The organism is Lysinibacillus alkalisoli (assembly GCF_014643595.1).
Taxonomy (GTDB): domain Bacteria; phylum Bacillota; class Bacilli; order Bacillales_A; family Planococcaceae; genus Metalysinibacillus; species Metalysinibacillus alkalisoli.
In genome coordinates this window covers 85,778-106,880 of record NZ_BMJT01000005.1, presented here as the reverse complement: position 1 = coordinate 106,880, position 21,103 = coordinate 85,778, and the positions used below count along the sequence as shown (strand labels likewise).

General features: G+C 36.2%; 23 protein-coding genes. 6 read left to right on the top strand and 17 right to left on the bottom strand.

Going from position 1 to position 21,103, the window contains the following annotated elements:
• Positions 1-89 precede the first annotated feature (89 nt).
• On the top strand, positions 90-1,022 hold the full coding sequence (locus tag IEW44_RS08755; protein WP_188614674.1) for an AraC family transcriptional regulator: 933 nt from the start codon (positions 90-92) through the stop codon (positions 1,020-1,022).
• 36 nt (positions 1,023-1,058) lie between these two features.
• On the opposite strand, the gene IEW44_RS08750 is transcribed toward IEW44_RS08755, so the two are convergent.
• The 6 genes from IEW44_RS08750 to IEW44_RS08725 form a co-directional block, all read right to left on the bottom strand.
• Positions 1,059-1,586 (bottom strand): acyltransferase, encoded by a 528-nt coding sequence (locus IEW44_RS08750; protein ID WP_188614673.1) that lies wholly within the window; start codon positions 1,584-1,586, stop codon positions 1,059-1,061.
• 1 nt (position 1,587) lies between these two features.
• Complete coding sequence (ppaX, locus tag IEW44_RS08745; protein WP_188614672.1) at positions 1,588-2,229, bottom strand: pyrophosphatase PpaX; 642 nt, start codon at positions 2,227-2,229, stop codon at positions 1,588-1,590.
• 12 nt (positions 2,230-2,241) lie between these two features.
• Positions 2,242-3,060: a prolipoprotein diacylglyceryl transferase gene (lgt, locus tag IEW44_RS08740; protein ID WP_188614671.1), complete on the bottom strand. Its 819-nt coding sequence runs from the start codon at positions 3,058-3,060 to the stop codon at positions 2,242-2,244.
• A 17-nt stretch (positions 3,061-3,077) separates the two neighbouring features.
• Positions 3,078-4,016, bottom strand: coding sequence for an HPr(Ser) kinase/phosphatase (gene hprK / locus IEW44_RS08735; RefSeq protein ID WP_188614670.1), 939 nt, complete (start codon positions 4,014-4,016; stop codon positions 3,078-3,080).
• Between the two features lie 139 nt (positions 4,017-4,155).
• Positions 4,156-4,503 carry a cytochrome c551 gene (gene cccB, locus IEW44_RS08730; protein WP_188614669.1) on the bottom strand — a complete coding sequence of 116 codons (348 nt, stop codon included), beginning with the start codon at positions 4,501-4,503 and terminating at the stop codon, positions 4,156-4,158.
• 120 nt (positions 4,504-4,623) lie between these two features.
• A complete protein-coding gene (locus IEW44_RS08725) occupies positions 4,624-5,853 on the bottom strand; it encodes an EAL and HDOD domain-containing protein (RefSeq protein ID WP_188614668.1) in 1,230 nt (409 codons plus the stop codon).
• Positions 5,854-6,031: 178 nt separating this feature from the next.
• Here IEW44_RS08725 and IEW44_RS08720 point away from each other — a divergent pair, with 178 nt between their 5' ends.
• From IEW44_RS08720 to IEW44_RS08705, 4 genes are read left to right on the top strand one after another with little or no spacing between them, the layout of a single operon-like run.
• Positions 6,032-6,403: a GntR family transcriptional regulator gene (locus tag IEW44_RS08720; RefSeq protein ID WP_188614667.1), complete on the top strand. Its 372-nt coding sequence runs from the start codon at positions 6,032-6,034 to the stop codon at positions 6,401-6,403.
• Entirely contained in the window at positions 6,396-7,229 is an 834-nt protein-coding gene (locus IEW44_RS08715) for an ATP-binding cassette domain-containing protein (RefSeq protein WP_188614666.1), read from the top strand. Before IEW44_RS08720 ends, IEW44_RS08715 begins: the two co-directional genes overlap by 8 nt.
• A 2-nt stretch (positions 7,230-7,231) precedes the next feature.
• The gene (locus IEW44_RS08710) at positions 7,232-7,897 is read left to right on the top strand and encodes a hypothetical protein (protein ID WP_188614665.1); all 666 of its coding nucleotides are present in this window, start codon (positions 7,232-7,234) and stop codon (positions 7,895-7,897) included.
• 2 nt (positions 7,898-7,899) lie between these two features.
• A complete protein-coding gene (locus IEW44_RS08705) occupies positions 7,900-8,472 on the top strand; it encodes a hypothetical protein (protein WP_188614664.1) in 573 nt (190 codons plus the stop codon).
• A gap of 45 nt (positions 8,473-8,517) precedes the next feature.
• Here IEW44_RS08705 and IEW44_RS08700 read toward each other — a convergent pair whose 3' ends face one another.
• The 8 genes from IEW44_RS08700 to lplA all read right to left on the bottom strand — a co-directional run bounded on the left by IEW44_RS08700 (position 8,518) and on the right by lplA (position 17,091).
• Positions 8,518-9,168: a DedA family protein gene (locus tag IEW44_RS08700; RefSeq protein WP_188614663.1), complete on the bottom strand. Its 651-nt coding sequence runs from the start codon at positions 9,166-9,168 to the stop codon at positions 8,518-8,520.
• Positions 9,169-9,514: 346 nt separating this feature from the next.
• The gene (locus IEW44_RS08695) at positions 9,515-11,053 is read right to left on the bottom strand and encodes a fatty acid--CoA ligase family protein (RefSeq protein ID WP_188614662.1); all 1,539 of its coding nucleotides are present in this window, start codon (positions 11,051-11,053) and stop codon (positions 9,515-9,517) included.
• Positions 11,054-11,168: 115 nt separating this feature from the next.
• Complete coding sequence (locus IEW44_RS08690; protein ID WP_229704200.1) at positions 11,169-13,091, bottom strand: FtsX-like permease family protein; 1,923 nt, start codon at positions 13,089-13,091, stop codon at positions 11,169-11,171.
• Positions 13,063-13,839: an ABC transporter ATP-binding protein gene (locus tag IEW44_RS08685; RefSeq protein WP_188614661.1), complete on the bottom strand. Its 777-nt coding sequence runs from the start codon at positions 13,837-13,839 to the stop codon at positions 13,063-13,065. The genes IEW44_RS08690 and IEW44_RS08685 overlap by 29 nt, the downstream gene beginning before the upstream one ends.
• 11 nt (positions 13,840-13,850) lie before the next feature.
• Positions 13,851-14,261: a hypothetical protein gene (locus IEW44_RS08680; RefSeq protein WP_188614660.1), complete on the bottom strand. Its 411-nt coding sequence runs from the start codon at positions 14,259-14,261 to the stop codon at positions 13,851-13,853.
• Positions 14,254-15,252 carry a sensor histidine kinase gene (locus IEW44_RS08675; protein WP_188614659.1) on the bottom strand — a complete coding sequence of 333 codons (999 nt, stop codon included), beginning with the start codon at positions 15,250-15,252 and terminating at the stop codon, positions 14,254-14,256. The genes IEW44_RS08680 and IEW44_RS08675 overlap by 8 nt, the downstream gene beginning before the upstream one ends.
• Positions 15,252-15,956, bottom strand: a complete 705-nt coding sequence (locus tag IEW44_RS08670) for a response regulator transcription factor (protein WP_188614658.1) — start codon at positions 15,954-15,956, stop codon at positions 15,252-15,254. The genes IEW44_RS08675 and IEW44_RS08670 overlap by 1 nt, the downstream gene beginning before the upstream one ends.
• Before the next feature lie 142 nt (positions 15,957-16,098).
• The gene (gene lplA, locus IEW44_RS08665) at positions 16,099-17,091 is read right to left on the bottom strand and encodes a lipoate--protein ligase (protein WP_188614657.1); all 993 of its coding nucleotides are present in this window, start codon (positions 17,089-17,091) and stop codon (positions 16,099-16,101) included.
• Between the two features lie 139 nt (positions 17,092-17,230).
• Between lplA and yhfH the strand changes: the two genes are divergently transcribed.
• Positions 17,231-17,356, top strand: a complete 126-nt coding sequence (gene yhfH / locus IEW44_RS08660) for a protein YhfH (RefSeq protein ID WP_188614656.1) — start codon at positions 17,231-17,233, stop codon at positions 17,354-17,356.
• A gap of 238 nt (positions 17,357-17,594) precedes the next feature.
• On the opposite strand, the gene IEW44_RS08655 is transcribed toward yhfH, so the two are convergent.
• The 3 genes from IEW44_RS08655 to IEW44_RS08645 form a co-directional block, all read right to left on the bottom strand.
• Positions 17,595-19,799, bottom strand: coding sequence for a YhgE/Pip domain-containing protein (locus IEW44_RS08655; RefSeq protein ID WP_188614655.1), 2,205 nt, complete (start codon positions 19,797-19,799; stop codon positions 17,595-17,597).
• Between the two features lie 106 nt (positions 19,800-19,905).
• The gene (locus IEW44_RS08650) at positions 19,906-20,478 is read right to left on the bottom strand and encodes a TetR/AcrR family transcriptional regulator (RefSeq protein WP_188614831.1); all 573 of its coding nucleotides are present in this window, start codon (positions 20,476-20,478) and stop codon (positions 19,906-19,908) included.
• Between the two features lie 162 nt (positions 20,479-20,640).
• A complete protein-coding gene (locus IEW44_RS08645) occupies positions 20,641-21,102 on the bottom strand; it encodes a FixH family protein (RefSeq protein ID WP_188614654.1) in 462 nt (153 codons plus the stop codon).
• Position 21,103: the final 1 nt, after the last annotated feature.

Sequence of the window (21,103 nt, the reverse complement as noted above, 5' to 3'; positions counted from 1 at the left end):
GAGAATTATTATCAATAATGGTATTGTAAAAAGGAAGATAGAGATACATAAGCTATCGTTCAAATATTTCACCTTTTGGAGGATTTTTAATGCTACAACACTATTATGACAACTACCTAACAAAGCTTGGTTTACAAAAAAGACTCTCCAAAGGACTAGGCTACTTTTATACAATGAACCCTGCAATTGGCATGGGAGATTTTTGGTTATATATTGAAGAAGATGATTTTGTTATATGTCAATTTGACTTACAATTTCATCAGTTTATTTCAATTCATTATCATGCACCTTCTTTTTTAAGTGTTGGCTTATATCACTGTGCTGCTATTCAGCGCACTAAAGATCGTGAAATGGTATTTACTAAAGGGCAACAAATTATTGGCTATTCTGGTATTAAGCAAAATTTTTCTAGTCACTTTCATCCTAACTTGCGTGCCCGTTGCACTAGCATCGCGCTGCAACCTGCCTTAGCTAAAAAGATTGCGCAACAATTTGGTGTAAGAGTAAGTGACTTACATGATTTATTCCGCTACTTTAATGGTGCGATTTATGCGCCAAGTGTAGCTCAGTTTTTCCATCAACTAAAGCACTTTAAACCACATAACAGCATTGCAAAGCAGTATTATGAGAGTAAGATATTTGAAGTTGTAGCTTTAATGCTTCATGAAAAAACAACTATTGTACATCCTGAGTATAATGAAATCAACGAAGCACTTCATTATATACACACCAATATCGCACAAAGTATTAATTTACAAGATATCGCTGACCATTGTGCTGTTAGCAAAAGCACATTAACAACTAAATTTAAAGCGCAAACGGGTTTATCCATTGCCAATTATATTACAAAAAAGCGTATTATTTTAGCACAACAGGCTCTACTTCACACTAACCACTCTGTAGCTGAGATTGCAGATTATGTTGGTTATCCTAATGTGAGCAGTTTCATTAAACGTTTTAAATTAGAGCTAGGCATTACACCATTGCAGTTTCGTACACAAAATATGCAACTTTGTCGTTAATAAAAAACGCGAACTCCAGAAGGAATTCGCGTTTCTTTATTGTAAAAATGTATCTTGTTCACGTCGTTTGTCCATTTGCTCTTTTGTATAAATCACTTGCATAGGATTACCACCAGCAAGGCAACCTGCTGGTACATCTTTATGCACAAGTGTCATGGCAGATACAATAGCACCATCACCAATTGTAACACCTGGTAAAATGGTTGAATTTGCTCCAACCATAACATCTTTACCAATCTTCACATCACCTAAACGATACTCATCAATCAAATATTCATGTGCTAAAATAGTAGTATTAAAGCCAATCACGGTATTATCGCCTACTGAAATCCGTTCTGGAAACATTGTATCAGGCATTACCATTAGAGCGAGCGAGGTTTGTTTACCAATCTTCATCTTTAAAAAAGTACGATATAACCAGTTTTTCACGCGCAATGATGGTGTAAAACGTCCTATTTGAATAATGGTAAAGCATTTCATCACTTTAAAGAAAGATACGGTTTTATATAATTGCCATAAAGAGTTAGACCCCTTTACACGATAACGCTCAGTTTTTCGTGCCAATTTATTCACCCTTTACTAAGTCAATAAATGTTTGCATATGCTGGACGATATAGGTTGGCTTAAATTGTTGTAAATACGCCTCTCCTTTTAAAGCCCATGCAACACCCGCTGTATCAGTACCTGCATTATGCCCTGCCTCAATATCATGCGAATTATCACCAATCATGAGCGCTTTATTGGGCGCTACTTGTAACTTTTTCAATGCTACTTGTACAGGCTCTGGATGCGGCTTCACATGTGTGACATCATCTGTGCCAATTACTACATCAAATAAATGTGCTGCATCTAACACACGCAGCCCTCTCGCCAGCATATCATTGCGTTTAGTGGACACAATGGCTAACTTAACACCCATCGTTTTTAGTTGTTGCAATGTGGTGACCACATCATCATATTGCGTCACAAGCTCATCATGATGAGCCAAATTAAACTCGCGATACTGCTGTGTGAGTTCATCTACTTCATTTGGTGCTATAGTTAAAAACGTTTGTGTTAGAGAAGGCCCAATAAATTGAGCATAGTCTTGTTTTGTATATTTCCCGGGAAAACGTTTAGATAAGACATGTTCAAATGTTTGAAGAATCAATTCGTTTGTATTAAGTAATGTGCCATCAAAATCAAATAATAAAGCTTCATACTTCATAATTTACACCTCTTATTTATCTTTATATCGCACTTGTGGCTTCATTGTTTTACGACGGTAAATCAAGAAGGCAATACCCACCACAATAGCGATAATTGATACGACTTGTGCAGAGCGTAGTTCGCCTACTAAATATAAGCTATCTGTGCGCAAACCTTCAATATAAAAACGTCCTATTGAATACCATACAAGATAGAAAATAAACAACTCACCACGTAATGGATTTACTTTTCGTAAGACTAATACAATAATTAAACCAATTACATTCCACATCGACTCATATAAAAATGTAGGGTGCACATATGTAGATGATGCTTCAACATACATTTGTTCAATCAGCCAATTAGGCAAATGTAAATTCTCTAAAAATGTACGTGATACAGGCCCACCATAAGCTTCTTGGTTAATAAAGTTACCCCAACGACCAATAATTTGCCCGATCAAAATACTAGGTGCAGCAATATCAGCTAATTTAAAGAAACTAATTTTACGCATACGCGTAAAAATATACGCTGTTACAAATGCGCCAATCAATGCACCATGGATGGCAATACCACCTTCCCAAATTTTTATGATACGATCTGGATGTTGACTATAATAATCCCAGCGCATAATCACATAGTATGCACGTGCTGAAATAATAGAAATAGGGATTGCCCATAGTAATAAATCAGCAATTAAATCATCTTTAAAGCCCAGTTTCACGGCTTCTTTTTGCGCTACTACATACGCAATAATAATACCTGTAACGATTAAGATACCGTACCACTGCACAGGTAGTGAGCCAATATGAAATGCTGTACGATTAATTGTTAACAAAATAAAATCCATGATGTTCTCCTCTCAAATCAAAAATCATCTCGGTCGCCATTTGCATTTATCACATCATCTAAACGCTGTGAAAATTCTTCTGCTGCATTAACGCCTAAACGTTTTAAACGATAATTCATAGCTGCCACTTCCAATAGCACAGAGACATTTCGTCCAGGGCGTACAGGGATTGTAAGCTTAGTAAGCTCTGTATCGATGATTTTCATCTTCTCTTCTTCTAACCCTAGTCTATCGTACATTTTCGTTTCATCCCAATTTTCTAACTCCACAATCAATGTAATACGTTTATAAGGTCTTACTGCACTCGCACCAAATAACGTCATAATATTAATAATGCCAATCCCTCTAATTTCTAATAAATGCTCCAATAAAGGTGGGGGATTACCTACTAAAAAGTCCTCTGCTTCTTGCCGGATTTCCACACTGTCATCTGCGACTAAGCGGTGGCCTTTCTTTACTAATTCTAGCGCTGTCTCACTTTTACCAACACCACTTTGACCAATAATTAACATGCCAATCCCATACACATCTACTAATACACCATGGATGGCTGTAGTTGGTGCTAGCTGGCTCTCCAAGTAATTCGTTAATTTACTCGAGAAGCGCGTTGTTGTCATAGTTGTGGTTAACACAGGTACTTGATTTTGATTAGAGGCATCTATTAATGCTGTTGGTACATGCATATCTCTTGATACAACAATCGCAGGTGTATCAGGTGCACATAATTTGATCATACGCTCCTTTTTAACACGCTCTTCTAACATTTCAAAAAAGGAAATTTCGGATTTCCCTAACAATTGAATACGGTCTGCAGGATAATGCGTAAAATAGCCTGCCATTTCTAAACCAGGTCTTGAAATATCACTTGTGCCAATGTAACGCCCTATTCCTTCTTCCCCGCTCACGAGTGTAAGATTGAATTTTTCCATTACATCTTTTACTGATACTACTACCACCTCTTCATCTCCTTACTTACCGAATATGCTTTATTTTAACATGCCTCTATAGTATGACGAAAAATTTTTCATCTTTCCATAAAAAAACGAAGGTTCTATAAAAAGAACCTTCGTTTAGTATGCGCATTACGCCATTATTTTATTCTTGTGTTGCTAACCAAGCAGCAACGTTTTCAGCATCTTGGCCTGAAACGATACCTTTTGGCATGCCACCTTTACCATTTTCAAGAATATCTAAAATTTCATCTTCTTTTAATGTGCCACCGATTTTATCGATTGCCGGTGCAGAACCACCAGTTAAATCACCGCCATGGCAAGAGATACATTTTTGCTTAGCGATTTTCTCGCCTTCGCCTACATCTACAGAAGCTGTCTCTGAACCTGTGTCTGTGTCTTTTGTAGCGTCATCAGCTTTATCGTCTCCACCGCCACATGCAGCTAAAAATAATGCAGAACCAAATACAGCTGTTAAAAGTACTTTTTTCATTTGAACCCCTCCAAAATGATTTTATTTAGTGTACATAGGACATTATAACAAACAAAAAATTTTAGGTGTTGTGAAAGCGCTTATTATTCACAAGCTAGTAACCAAACCGTCTCAAATTCGTCACATAAATGCATGCTCAGCCCACTCGTAAGCCTCTCTATGAATGGTTTCTAGTTGTTGTGTGGTCATCTCAAAATATGTCACACCTTCATCAATATTTTTCCAATCTACTTTATCCATTGCTATTGCCAAATTTAAATAAGGTGTCATGACTGTATCACCACCAGATAGTGTTTGGCATATTTCATCAGAGAATGGGATTTGCTGTAGTACGAGAGACATTGGTCGTTGTAGTAATGCATCCATTAGTGAAAACATACCAATCAAAAAATACTCAGAATAATTGGCTTGCTGTTGATTTTTAGCTAAGATTTCGCATACTTTGGCACGATATAATGCGGAGTGCATGACTTCAGAGAAAACATCAGTATCATGGTTTTTATTTGTTTCTCGAATCGCTAATAAAGATACCCAATTACGCAACTGGGCGATACCTAGCATCATGACAGCTTGCTTAATCGAGCGTACTTTTGCTCGTCTACGTGGTGAGGTATTAATTAATTGCAATAATTTATAGCTGAGAGAAATATCGCGTTCAATATTCTCTGCTACACTCGTCATATTCGGTTCTCCATCCCGTAATAACGTCATTAACTGCAAATATTGTATTGTATTCACAGGGATCTCTGTTGTTTTTAATACTTGTGGTTGTTCAAAAAAGTACCCTTGGAACAATTCATAACCTGACACTTTAGCGATCTCAAATTCCTCTCGCGTTTCCACTTTTTCAGCTAATAATTTAATATGTGGAAAAGTGCTCTTAATACGGTGTTCAATTTCTAAGCGCTGCTTTAAAGAAGCTAACAAAAAATCCACCTTAATATAATCAACGTGGGCAAATAACTTATCATAAATCGTGATATTTTCATCGAGAATAAAATCATCTAAAGCTACTTTATAACCTAGACGCTTTAATTGTATGACGCGTTGAATCAATTCCTCAGTAATGGCAACATCTTCTAAAATCTCAATAACAATTTTAGATGGGTCTAAAAAATCTGTCATATCACTCATCAATAACTTTTCAGTAAAATTAATGAAGGCTGGTCTACCTTTCGTTACTTCATTAATGCCCATAGACATAAATGTATTAATGAGCACATCAACTGTTGCAATATCGGAATTTACTTCTGGAAAAAAGTTAGTACTTTTGTTGCGATATAAAAGTTCATATGCAACTACTTTCTCATTTAAGTCTAAAATAGGTTGTCTACCGATAAAAACTTCCACGTCTTGTTCCTCACTTTTTTACATGATACTCCCTTTATTATAGCATTTATCAGTATAAATTACTTATCGTTTATCTGCTTACATTTTACAATTTTAACGCTGAAATAACACTTGACTTCATTTTAACTAACAACTATAGTACATTACATAACTAATGCACTTAAATGGATGTGAAAATATGACCGTTAATCATACACCAATCTATCAACAAGTGGCCGACTGGTTAGAAAACGAAATCCTAACCGGGCATTATCAAGCGCATGCTCGCGTGCCTTCACAATATCAATTAGCTGAATTGTTTACAATTAATCCTGCCACGGCTGGAAAAGGGTTGACGTTATTACTCGAACAAAACATCTTATATAAAAAAAGAGGGTTAGGTATGTTTGTGGTAGAGGACGCACAGCAACGCCTACAGTATAAAAGGCAACATGTGACATTAACTGAGTTAGCACAAGCTTTAATTACAGAAGCGAGACGAGTGGAATTAACAGACGAGGCACTCATTCAATTAATTAAAACGTTACAAGAGGAGGGAGCACGTGATTAAAATTTGTAATTTGTCAAAAACAAGCCGTCATCAGCCCGTATTAGACAACATACAACTCGAAATCCTTAACGAAAAAATTATTGGATTAGTAGGGCAAAATGGTGTGGGGAAATCAACATTATTGCAAGCCATAGCTGGAAGGTTAACGATTAGTACACATGTACTTTATGAAGGTCAACCGGTGCGTCATAATGTGCATGCAGCACAGCATATTTTTTTACTATCCCAGCAACCTACATTCTCTGATCATTTCAACTTGGCACAGATTCTTCAATATGGCAATGATGTGTTCCCTCATTTTAATTGGGTGCAAGCTAATCATTTGCTACAACAAGTAAAATTACAACCTAGCTATTTTTACTATGAATTATCAAAAGGTCAAGCTGCAATCTTTAGCTTTATTTATGCGCTTTGTACACGCGCCACTTACACTTTATTAGATGAACCGTTAGATGGTGTGGATGAAATCTCTCGTAAACAACTTTACGAAATATTATTAAAAGACTACATACAACACCCTAGAACTTTTGTTATTGCAAGTCACCATTTACAAGAGATCGAACATTTATTAGAAGAACTGATTATCTTAAAACAACATACTATTTATTTGCATGAAAATATTCATATCTTACAACAGCGTTTTGTAAAAGTATCACATCACCCCCCCTTGCAACACCAGTACCCTGTAATTTATATGGAGGAGCACCCGATACAAAGTTTCTCTATTATTGATCTACAACATAAAGACTGGCTGGAGACGTGGGCGTATGAAACTTTAGATCTCCACGAAATCTATTACTACATTAGTAAAGGAGCGCTGCAATAACTATGACTGAATTTCAATTATTACGTGCACATGTAAAATGGCAATATCAACAATATCGTGTTAGTTTACTCTCTTTGCTACTCATTCATTCATTGTTGATTTGTGCTTTGTTAATCGGCAGTTTTGATACGGTTTTTTCCTTTACAATGACAAATTTACAAGTGAGTGTGCATGCGATAAGCCCTATACTTTTTCTTATTTTCAGTTTAATTTGGCTTCTATTTTTAACAAATAGAATAACGAATTCACATGCTACTCAAGTTTACTTTAATCACGTGATGACTCCGATACTATTACTGAAAGTGAATATGATAATTATTATGGTTTTCGCTATAATCAGCATATTATTTGCCATTTTTTCGATGTATATTGTGACAGCTTTATTATATTTTGTTGCGGGATATCCTTTATTTTTATATCCTTTTACGCTTGCTCACAATATTGCTTTGCCACTTATCTTATTCATTACTTTACCTACAATTATTTACATTAAACAATTGCTACCTAAAAAATATCGTTTATTATTTTTAATGTTGAGCATAATGTGTGGCTATCTCTGCTTCACTTATATTTCATCGTTATTTTGGTTAAGTAGCATCGTTGTTATTGCTAGTATCTTTTTAATGTATATCTTATTTACACTTAGTCAACGTTTGGAGGTTACGTGACCATGCTTTCTGCTGTTATTAGTAGTGTTATTCTTTTATTATTTTTAGCTGCTTTTATTGTGACTAAAAAGTATACGACCAATCGCATTCCTGCTCGTCTTATTACAGGGATTACAACACTTTTTGTCGTATTTGGTTTAGCAAGTATTATTGCTGTCCATAGTGTTACACAGCCTTATCAAGCAATTAGCCAGCATGGGAAACAACTCGTGATGAAAGAAACATTTCCTTTACAAGATCGTACCTTGGACGTCAATATGGGGATGTTTTACTCTGATACTGCTGTTAAAAAATCTAACACTTTAATCGATGAAGGGACTATTGAAGTTTATAATACCGCTCTCAATCAAGAAAATGATTTTATTCCTTTAACTGACAATGTATTCTCCACTTCATTTCAGGATAATCAATTAACGTTCTCTCAACATCAATTTATTTATGATAAAAAAATTATTGTAGCCCCTCTCAATACGGCTATTATATCACCTACTATCTCAGCATCTTCAATTGAAGTTATCATCACTGTACCAGAAAATATAACGGTTAATCTCGGTAGCTTTGTATTGCCAAAATAAAAACTGCACCTCTAATTGGGGTGCAGTTCAAATTCGCAATTTTTATTATTTATTTTTCTTTCCAAACTTTGCTTGAAGAATACCAAAGATTGCGGGTAATACCGATAAGAAAATGATAATTAATAATACTGTTGAAAAGTTATCTTTAACAATTGGGATATTTCCAAAGAAGTAGCCTAGGAAGGTACAAATGAATACCCATAAAAATGCACCTACTACATTGTACATTAAAAAATAGCGGTAATTCATACGGCTTGCGCCGGCTACAAATGGAATGAACGTACGAATAAATGGCATGAAACGTGCAATAACAATCGTTTTTCCACCATGTTTATTAAAGAAGTCCTCGGCAATTTTTAGTCGTTCACGATTAATCACACGACCAATAAAGCTATTTTCAGGTATGGATAAACCCACCTTATGCCCAATATGATAGTTTACTGTATCCCCTAAAATTGCGGCTACTAAAAATACAATGATGAGTAATGGTAAATTAAAATGACCTAAAGCGGCAAATGTACCACTTGCAAATAATAAAGAGTCACCTGGTAAAAATGGAAATATAACTACACCTGTCTCAACAAATACAATAGCGAATAAAATCCCATATGACCAGGCGCCAAAGTCGCGAATAATCTCGCCTAAGTGCACATCAATATGCATAATAAAATCGAATAAACTTTTTATAATCTCCATAACTCTCTCACTTTCATTTAAAATCCGTCTGTTTACATGTAAAACGCTTTCTTAACACAAAAGGTTTCGCTTCATCATCATAGCATATTTTTTGGCATACATTTGTAAAAATAATGCCTTTATTGTATACCCGTATGCACATTGTTCAAGCGAATTTCACGAAATTAACACATCTAAAAATAAACGCATATGGCTCCTATTGAAAAGAAAGAGAATCTAACCACATTTCCTTGAAAAACAACGTCTCTTATTCCCACTTTAAGTCTATAGTATATGGCTTATTCAATAAAAAAATGCTAGACCGAAATGCATCAGTCTAACATTTTTCACTTAACTTAGGAATACCTTATTTTTTGAGTGAGCGTCTTAATATTTTACCTGTTGTATTTTTAGGTAATTCGTCAATTAACTCAATCTCTTTTGGCACACGGTACTTAGCTAGATGTTCTTTACAGTATGCCATTAAATCTTCCGCTGTTACTGTCTTATCTTTCACTACAACATAAGCATGGACAGCCTCTCCAAAGTCAGGGTCTGGATACCCTACTACTGCTGCCTCTACCACTGCCGGATGGGCATAGAATACTTCTTCTACTTCACGCGGATATACATTATACCCGCCTACAATAATCATATCTTTTTTACGATCCACAATATAAAAATAGGCTTCCTCATCCATACGAGCCAAATCACCAGTATATAACCAACCATCACGTAACGCTACGGCTGTATCTTCTGGCATTTTATAATAGCCCTTCATAACGTTTGGTCCACGTACGATTAACTCCCCAACTTCACCTACTGGCACTTCCTCACCATTTTCATCTACTACTTTATTTTCTACATTATTAATGGACATGCCAATGGAGCCTGCTTTGCGTTCACGATTTAAAGGGTTAAAACAAGTAACAGGTGAGGCTTCGGATAAACCATAGCCCTCTGATACACGCACGTTAAATTTATTTTCAAAATTATGCAATAATGATACAGGTAAGGAGGCGCCTCCAGAAATAGACACACGAATTGTCGAGAAGTCTTCGGGATTACTATCTGGTAATTGGTATAAGAAATTATACATAGTAGGCACCCCTGCAAATACTGTTGCACCTTGTTCACGTGCCAACTCAAAAATGCCTGCTGGACTAAACTTAGGTACTAACAATACCGTTGCACCGCTAATTAAAGGTGCGTTCACTACTACTGTTAGTGCAAATACATGAAAAACTGGTAAAGTAGCGATCACTTTATCTTCTGATGTATATAATAAATAAGCACCGATATCCCTTGCATTAGAGTACATATTTTCATGGGTTAACATGGCGCCTTTAGGCACACCTGTAGTCCCTGATGTATATAAAATAACTGCCGTGTCATCAGGCGCTACTGCTTCAGCTGGCCATGCTTGTTGTGCCTGTTGTAACATGGGCATAAAGAGTGTACTTTTTGCCTTAACCTCTTCTGGTAACGCATGGAATTTGTCTTGCACATCAGGCGTTGTCTCACAAATTACGTAACGTTCTACTTTTGGGAATAATGTTTGCCCTTCTGTAATAAGTGGTATCAACATATCGAGTGCAATGACCATTTTGACATCGCCATTATTAACGATATAGGCAATTTCATTTGGTGTATATATTGGATTAATTGGAATTGCTGTTGCCCCTAATCGCATGGTGGCGTATAAGCCTACAATAAAGTGTGGCGTATTACCTAACAACAATGCCACATGGTCACCTTTTCGTATGCCTGCTTCATGCATAGCTGTTGCAAAGCGTGCGATTGTTACTTCCAACTCTCCATAACTCGTATCTTTCCCCATAAAATGATAAGCAACTTTATTTGGTTGTTGTTGCGCTTTCTCCGTTAAGCTTGATACTAAATTCATGGCTACCATCCCCTTTGTAAATGAATCACCGTTCACAAATATTATATAAAAATAATCAAATAAAAACAACCTAAATTTGTGTTTTAGGTTGTTTTTTTCTGCTTTATTCCGTAATTCAAGGACGCATATGGGATAAATAACGCCATCTAATCAAATAAAAATACACTACTTGAATTAATACTAAAAAACTAAAGGCTAAAATAACTTCTTTAGCAATAGAAATATTAATCAAATCTTTTAGGAAAACTTGTAAGGCTGCAAAAACGAATGTGCAATGTAATAGCGCTAATCCCCATGGCACAAAAAATTGGGGGAATAAATAGCGATTCACTAATTTTTTCATTTCGTAATCAGATAACCCCATACGTTGCAGTACTTCAAATTGCTGCTGATTACGCTCTAAAGCAGCATGTAATTTAAAATAAATAAAACTTCCAGAGGCTAATAAAAATACAGTAGCTACAAGTAAGCCAACTAAAGTAAATAAAGAGTAAGTGGCTACAATGTAGGAATAATTTAAACCTGCATTTTCTAAATAATAAGGTGCTTCTTCGTTAAATACGCCTTCATAAGGGTCAGGCTCTAATCGAATATCTTTTGTCTCTACCCAGCGATTAATATCAAATGTGAACAAATGATACACAGGCTGTTTAATATGGGGGTTTGATGTGATATACCAAAGCTTTTCAAAATCCTCATCGCTAATGATAATCGCATTGACGCTAATAATCGCTTTGGGAAAAATCACTCTTGGATACACGCGGTCAATCGTTATAGGAATATCATTTTCTTGTAATACGGTCTCTACTCTTTTATTCTTTAAAATCTTTAAATCTTCTTCTGTGTTAGGAATAAACATCCCTTCACCTTTTGCTAGGCTAACAATGGGATAATTATTCGAATATAAAAGGCGATTAATATCGGACTCTCTCAGCACTTCTACTTGACGATTAGTCGCTGTTGATGTTTGTTTAACCACATCAAAGCGCGTCAAGTGGTAAGATAACCCTCGTTCTTCTAGTTGATTAAGTAACGAATTAATATGCTCTTTTTCATAAGGATTATTGGCATCTCCTTTATAAATCAAACCCATCGGATTTACTAAATTGTACTGCGTCGTATATGATGACATCGCAGCAAGTACACCTACAGATAAAAATGCCAATGTTGATACCATAGTGACCACAAAAAACATCTTTGCATTATTTTTCATAATATGCGTCTGTTCAGCTATAGCGAGTAAGCGGTAACGTTTCCAATTCAGTTTTCGCTGTTTGCGAATTATCGCTAAAATTAATAAAATAGTGTCACTAAAAAAGTAATACGTACCGAATGTTACTAAAATAGGTATAAAAACGATTAACGTGACAAGAAAGTTAACATGTGGGGCTAACATAGCTAACAAATAAGCGAGTATAATATAGACAAACCCTTTAATACCCCTCGCTTTAGAATAAGGTGTCACAGCTTCTACTTGGTCTACACCGCGTAGTAAGTCTAATACTTTATGCTCTTTTGAAAATGAGACACTGACATAAGATATCATCATAAAAGCGCTAAAAAATACACCTAATGTTAATAAAAAAGGTTGCCACGCTAAATAAAGTGGCAAGCTATCTAACTGTAGCATCTCTCGAACAATCATAAAGAAAAATTTAGAGAATGAGAAACCAAATATCATACCTATAATAATAGACGTCACACCGATTAACATCGTTTCTCTAAAAATAAGACGATTTAACTGGCGTCTTTCCATACCAAGGTGCAATAAAATGCCAAATTCTCGTGAACGGGCAGCTAGAAATGCACTCATCGAGTAAAATAAAAAGAATAAGGTAAACAGTACAAGAATAACTTCTGCACCAGCCATACCTACAATCGAGACATCACCTAAAATCCCCTTGCCTAAATCCGGATGGAACATCAACATAGAATAAATAAAAAATACAGATACAGAAAAACAACTCGCCATAAAAAATGCGGCATATATGCGACCGTTTCTTATTACATTACGGTAAGCGAATTGTCGAAAGGTCACCGACTTGTCCTCCTCCAAGTAAACTTAGCACATTTAAAATGCGCTGGAAAAACATCTGGCGGCGATCATCTTTATGGATCTCATTAAAGAATTCGCCATCTTTAATAAACAATACGCGGTCACAATAACTTGCAGCGATGGGGTCATGGGTTACCATCACAATCGTTGTTTTCTGCTCTTGATTAACTTGCATTAGTAATTCCAACACATCTTTAGACGTATTAGAATCTAAATTACCTGTTGGTTCATCCGCTAAAATTAAACTTGGGCGATGGATTAATGCACGCCCAATAGCTGTGCGCTGAGCTTGCCCACCAGAGATTTCATTGGGGCGCTTATGCAAAATTTGTGTTAAACTTAAGCGCTCTGTAATCATTGTTAAACGCTTCTCCATCTCATCGACAGACTGATTATCTAATGTTAATGGGAGAACAATATTTTCTTCTACTGTTAACGTTTGTAATAAATTAAAGTTTTGAAAAACAAAACCTAACTCTCGTCTTCTAAAATACGCTAATTCATTTTCGGGCAACTGATGAGGGTCTACGCCTTTCATTAAAATCGTACCTGACGTTGGCTCATCTACGGTCGAAATCATATTTAATAAGGTTGTTTTGCCACTTCCTGATGGTCCCATAATCGCTAAAAACTCGCCTTCCTCAACTGTAAAACTCAATTGATTAATCGCGCGATGTGTTACCTTTCCTTCATAAACCTTCGTCATATTATCGATTTCTAAAATTGGCATAGTGTAAAACCTCACTTCGTTACTAATACTTTAGGAAAAACAACTTCAAATGAAATCTCAAAAGTTTCTCCAGAAAATTCTTTTGTCACATCGCCTTCTTGTGTTAAAGCAAAACAATGTTGGCCTACAATAATATCCCACGCATCAATCTCACCTTGTATAATTTCACCTTGCACACAATAATGGCCTGCATACATCACTGCATCACCTTCTACTTCAAATGCGCTTAAACGACAAGGATTCATAAGATCAATGCCTAATTGCGTTGCGAATTGTAAAATAGCATCATCTAATTGTGCACTTGCCTCTCTGAAATTTTGACATTCTAAACAAATACATTGTTCGTCAGCCTCTTGATACGCTTTTTTTGTTGCTTCATGGTCAACTTTCAAATGCCAATGTTGGATTGTAACATCAGTCATACAATTCCCCCTTAAAAGTAATCATTACATCTGTGCCTTTTCCCACTTCTGATGTGATTGTTAAGGTATGACCTAGCTTTTCGCAAATCTCCTCTGCTAAATATAAACCCATCCCTGTTGACTCACCTGTTTTGCGCCCATTTTCGCCTGTAAAAAAAGCTTTAGTGACACGGCTTAAATCGGATTTAGGTATGCCAATCCCTTCGTCAATAACATGTAAAATAACTTGCTGCTCTTCTGTATAAGCACGTAACACAATTTTCTTGTTTGCTTCAAATGTATATTTCACCGCATTTGTTACGAACTGTCCTATGACAAACCGCAACCATTTCGAGTCACTGGCAATTTGCAAATTATCTTCTATTTCGATAGCGGGATACACTCTTTTTGCAATAAATAAACGTTTGTTTTCATTGACGACCATCGTCACTAATTGTTTCAAATCGACTTGTTCTACATGCATATCATCTTCAAAACTCTCCAAGCGAGCATTGACAAGTACCATCTCTAAACCGCGTTTTAAGCGGTCGATTTCCTCTTGTACATTTTTCTTATCTAAAACCTCATCCTCTTGCAATAAAAGCTCCATAACGGAGATGGGTGTTTTCATTTGATGTACCCATTGATTCATAAATTGGTCATGTCTTTTTTGACTAGCATATAAAGATTGCACTTCTCTTTGATAAAGCTTGTATAAGGTTTGCAAATAAGCCTCAACACTTCTAGCCTCTGCTGTCTTCGCATTTTTCTGTAACGCATCTTCCATTGCAGTTGGCAATTGTACAATCTTTTTATAATAACGCTGTCTTAACATACAACGAAAGACTAAAAATGACGTTAATAATACTAAGCTAATTACGATAGAGTAAATGGCTGTATCAATATTGCGTAAGCCATCTAACCAATATAAAATCACGATAAATCCGACAAGTAATAATTCAAAAATAATAAACGAAACATGGTCTCGTAAAAATAACTTCACACTATTCATCAGATTTCTTCCTCATGCAGTAAAAAGCGATATCCCGCTCCACGCACTGTCTCAATAGTTGATTGCACATCATAATCTGCTAATTTTTTACGCACACGCGTCATGTTAACATTTAATGTGTTCTCATCCACAAAGGCTTGGTCATCCCAAAGCTCTTCTAACAATTGTTCACGCGACACTACTTTAGGGGCTTGCCCCATTAACAAGCCTAAAATAACACACTCTTTCTTTTGGAGCGGTATTTCTTCTTGCTTTGTATGTAACTCCATGCGCTCTAAGTGTAACGTTAACTGTCCTTGCTTAATTGTGCGTTCTTCTTGTCTAGAAGCATATTCACCATATGTACGGCGCAAATGACTTTTAATTTTAGCTAACACAATCTCATAATTAAAAGGTTTTGTAATAAAATCATCGCCACCATTTTCTAATGCAAAAACTTGATCCATCTCGCCTGAACGAGCGGAAATAAAAATAATGGGACATGTTGTATGTTGACGTAATTGACGACACCAATAATAGCCATCATAGGCAGGTAAGTTTATATCTAATAACACCAAATGTGGTTGAAAGGCCAAAAATTCATTCACTAAGTTTTCAAAGTTTTGTACAACTTCGACATCATATTGATACTTGCGTAAAGTATCTGCAAGTAATGAAGCGATTTTTGTATCATCTTCTACGATAAAAATGCGATGCTTATCCACAACAACGCCTCCTTCTCTCTTTTACATTATAGCAAACTAATGATGTACCTTACATGTTTAACCCTATCTCTTACCATAAAATACAATATAAAAAGTGATAGCATTCCCGTTAGAATACTATCACCCATCAATCCATCTCTATTTAATACATCAATTGCAAAAACTCTTCGGTCGTTACACCGCCAAAATATGTGGCAATATCAAAAGGTGCAATGGCTGTCGCAATAGCTTGACGGCTATACGGAATTCCTTGTAATGCACGTGCAATTTCACCTACATCACCCACACCAAAGAAGTCCCCAAAGATTGTGATATCTTCAATCATACCTTTGTTTACTTCTAATCGAATATCAATGCTCCCCGATGGAAAACGCTTCGTACGTTGTGTATTAAAACGAGGCGACTTGCCATAATTCCACTCCCATTTTTGATAGCGCTCCTCTGACAAGGCATAAATATTTTGCCAATCTTGATCTGTTAATTCATAATAGCGAATCTTTTCTTCACCACCAAATATAGACTTTAAAATCTCCATACGGAATGCTTCAACATCCATAGGATTGTCAATAAACTCTGCAATATTAGCCACACGTGAACGAATTGACTTGATGCCTTTTGATTCGATTTTTTCTTTTTTTACTTTTAATGCTGATACTACAGCATCAATTTCTGTGTTATACATCAGTGTACCATGGCTGAACATGCGGCCTCTTGTTGAAAATTGGGCATTCCCTGATACTTTACGTCCTTCAGCTAAAATATCATTACGACCAGATAATTCGGCATTCACACCCATTTTAGCAAGCGCATCTACTACAGGTTGTGTAAACTTTTTATAATTTAAAAAACTTTCGCCATCATCTTTTGTAATAAAACTAAAGTTTAAATTCCCATGGTCGTGATACACTGCGCCACCACCCGATAAACGACGAACAACAATAATATCATTGTCCTCCACATAATCTGTATTAATTTCCTCGATTGTATTTTGGTTTTTACCAATAATAATAGATGGTTGGTTAATATAGAACAGTAAGATGGGCTCTTGTTCTACATCCATTGTTTTTAGTAAATATTCTTCTATCGCTAAATTGATACGAGGATCATAATTTTTATTATTGTCTACAAATAGCATGAAATCGGCTCCTTTTTGGTTAATCTCTTTTATTTTACAACAAAATAGCAATTTATTGTTGACGAATGCAAACTGTTATAATACAATGAGAATTATCAAAACAGTAATAGTACAGATAACCTTAAAGGAGGCAAACATTATGCTAGAAAACGTTGTAGAATTTTTCAAAAACTTACCATCAAAACAGTGCACAGAGTGCGGTGAAAAAATTGAAGAACAAAGCGAATGCTACAGCAACACTTGTGAGAAATGTAATTCTCTATAAGGCATTTGTCTATTAACTGATTCATGTCTGTTGTTCTTCCCTAAAACAATAGACCCCTTCATAAGCTGTACCCTTTACAGCTGGTGAATGTTTAATTAAATCTCTTACACTTAAACCCCTCTTCATTCGCTCAAATGAAGAGGGGTTTTTATTTGTACATACAGATAGAAAAGTGGTAAAGGGAACGTAACCTCTCCCTTTACCACTTATTTTTGCGTTATGATGTTACACAACGTTATTACGCTTTTGCAGTTTCGTTTTCTTCGGCAATTTTTGAATAACGTTTCTTGTATAACAATAAGAAGTAACCAAATGTAATAACTAGGAAACCTGCCATCATGCTAAGCAAGACGGTGTAATTTGTCCATAAGAATGAATAATCTCCTGTTGAGATACTCGCCTTAAATGCTGAAACAGTATATGTCATAGGCAATACTGTGTTAAAGATTTGTAATGGTTTTGGAATTAACTCTAATGGGAATGTACCCGCACTTGTCGTTAATTGTAAAATTAACACGATAATCGCAATGAAACGTCCAGGGTCTCCTGCAATTGATACGAGCATTTGAATCATAAACAAGTACGTATAACTTGTAATCAATGCTGTTAAAATAAAGTAAGGCATACTTACCACTTCTAAACCTAGCGCATATTTTACTACAAGTACAGTAATAATAGATTGGATAAATCCAACAACAATTAATACAAATACTTTACTTGTGTACCAAGCTGTTGCTGAAGTAGGACGAACAGCTGGCTCTACAAATGGGAACACAATGGAAATTAATAATGCACCAACGAATAAACCTAATGAAATAAAGTAAGGTGAGAAACCTGTACCATAGTTTTTAACTGGATTTAATGACTCTTTCTCTACAGTTACAGGATTCGCCATCATGTCATATGTTTCATCTGTTGATTTAACATCATTAGCTTTTTCACTAGCTTCACCTAATTTATTTGATAACTCACCTGTACCATCTGATAATTTTTTGGAGCCATCAACTAAAGCATCTGAACCATTTGCCAATTCACCAGACTTAGAAGCTAACTCAGAAGTACCTGATTGCAACGTAGAAGTACCGCCTGCTAATTGGTTTAAACCAGAAGCGAGTTGTTGTGTACCTGCTGCTGCTGATTGCACGCCTGCATTAAATTCGCCTAGTTTACTAGCTAACGTAGCATTCCCTTGTTGCAATTGTGCTGCGCCTGCTACTAATGCGCCGCTCTTTTCTGCTAATTGTTGTGCGCCCCCTAAAGCTTGCGCATTACCTTGGCTTAGTTGTTGAACGCCTCCATTTAATTGCTGTGCACCTTGTTGTAACTGCGCTGCACCGCCTGCTAACTCACCTAAGCCACCACTAACTTGAGCACTACCTTGTTGTAGCTGAGCCAAAGATTGACGTAATGCACCTGCTTGTTCTTCTGGTAGAGCGCCCATAACAGCCTCTAATTGCTGTGATAATGCACCAATACCATTTGTTACTTGACTTGCACCACCTGACAATTGCTCTGCTGCACCACTTAATTGACCTGCACTAGATGCTAATTGATCTGCACCTGATACTAGTGCACCGCTCTTTTCATTTATTGTGGCTAAACCTGCTGCAACTTGCCCTACACCTGCTGTGTAATCTGATACACCTTGATGTAAGTTACCTGCACCTTCACTTGCGGATTGTGCACCTTGTTGCAATTGAGCTGCACCGTCTTGTAATTTGCCCATACCTCCAGCTAATTCATTAGCGCCAGTTTGTGCTTTTTGCACCCCTTGTGCTAGTTGATTTGTACCATCAGATAATTGGACAGTACCTGAAGCTAATTGTTCTAAGTAACCTTTTAAGTCACCTGTACCATCTGCTAATTTTTTAGCACCTTCGTCTAATTCTGTTGAGCCATCAGCTGCTTTAGCTAAGCCCTCTCCAGCCTCTGAAATAGAATCAAACAGCGTTTCAGCATAGGTTGAAGCTACTTTTGTATTTACCTCAGCTCGAATTAATTCCATCGCTGTCTCACCAATTTGTCCACCTAAGAAATTAAGCCCTTCATTGGGTACATAATTAATCGTTAACTTTGATGGATGGTCATCTAATAATGTAGTCGCATGTTCCGAAAAGTTTTCTGGAATCTCAATCATCATATAATACGTACGACCATGTAAACCTTTTTCTGCATCTTTTTTAGATACTTCAATAAAATCAAATTCTTTACTATCGACGAGTTTATCTATTAATTCCTCACCAATTTTTAACTTTTTGCCATCCATTTCAGCGCCCTTGTCTTCATTGACAACAGCTACTGGCAAATCTTCTAGCCCTTTATAAGGGTCCCAGAATGCCCATAAAAACATGCCTGCATACATTACAGGGATGAACAATACCGCAATTACCGATATCAGCATTTTTCGGGTTGTTAATATTTTAGCCCATTCTGCCTTTATCATACTTTTACCTCCTTGAATATATGACCATTTAGGTCAATTGGTCAAATCTAGCTAAAAAAATTATGATTTGACGTTTATTTTTATAGCGTTGGAAAAGCATGAGTACTCATGCTTTTATCAACCCTTTAAAAATCGTATCTTTAAATAAATTTAAAATGCGCCCTTCTGGCAAAATTTCATCGTGCAACTCGCTCCAGTCCACCACAAATGCCAAATAACCTTTAAATAATAAGTAACTCACCAGTTCTGTATCACATGGATAAATTTCATCTCGGTCAATCGCCTTTTGAATATAAGCCGCAATATAAACAATAATTGCTGACTCAATATCAATAAGTACCTGCCTCACAATAGGTGTACGCAATTCTTTTTCTTCTTCAATTAATTTGGCAAACAATAAATGTTCTTCACGAAATTCGAGTAACTTCATTAAAGCTGCATGCGCATTGTCCATAAAGTTTGCCTCATCTGTGATTACTTCGCTTGTTTGTATGCGCATCTCTCTAATTAATGTCATCGCAATCTCTTGAAAAAGTTCTTCTTTATTGGAGAAGAATGTGTAAATCGTACCTTTTCCGACATTTGCAATTTTAGCAACTTGATCCATTGTAGTAGCTTTATAACCAAACAATGTAAAAGATTTTGTAGCGGCTGCTATAATTTCTTGTCTACGGTCAATCATCATCACACCTCCTCTTATAACGTTGTGACCATAAAACGATTTCAGTCAACTAGTCATTACAATACAGCATCTCTTTTTATTTTGCAAGCTTTTTTCTTACAAATGCATAAGAAAAACGATTGATTACCTCATTGCATAATCAATCGCCGCTTCTTACATTTATTTTGTTTCCTCATCCATATTCATATCCATACTATCGTGTTGATTATCATCTTCTGGCAACACCTTACTCATATCTGGCTCACCTATGATAATTTCCTGCTTAGGCATAACGTGCATACCTTGTGCTGTAGTATGAGCAAACATATAATACACACCCGCATGCTCTACATCAACAGTTGCTTCGTACACACCATCGCCTTTATGCTCCCCGTCAAGCATTTGTCCTTGATCTTTCATACCTGACTCCCAAAATTCAAACTGTACATCTGCATCTTCTATATTTTTATCGCCTTGTGTTACTTTTGATTTTAGCGTTAACGTTTCAACTGGCGCTTTGTCTGGCGTCTGAATGTCAACTTCCACAATCGTAGGTACTTCTGGTTCTTTTGATTGTGAATTATCATTGCATCCTGCTAGTAAAGCACTTGTTGCTATTGCTGCTAGTAACCATTTTTTCATT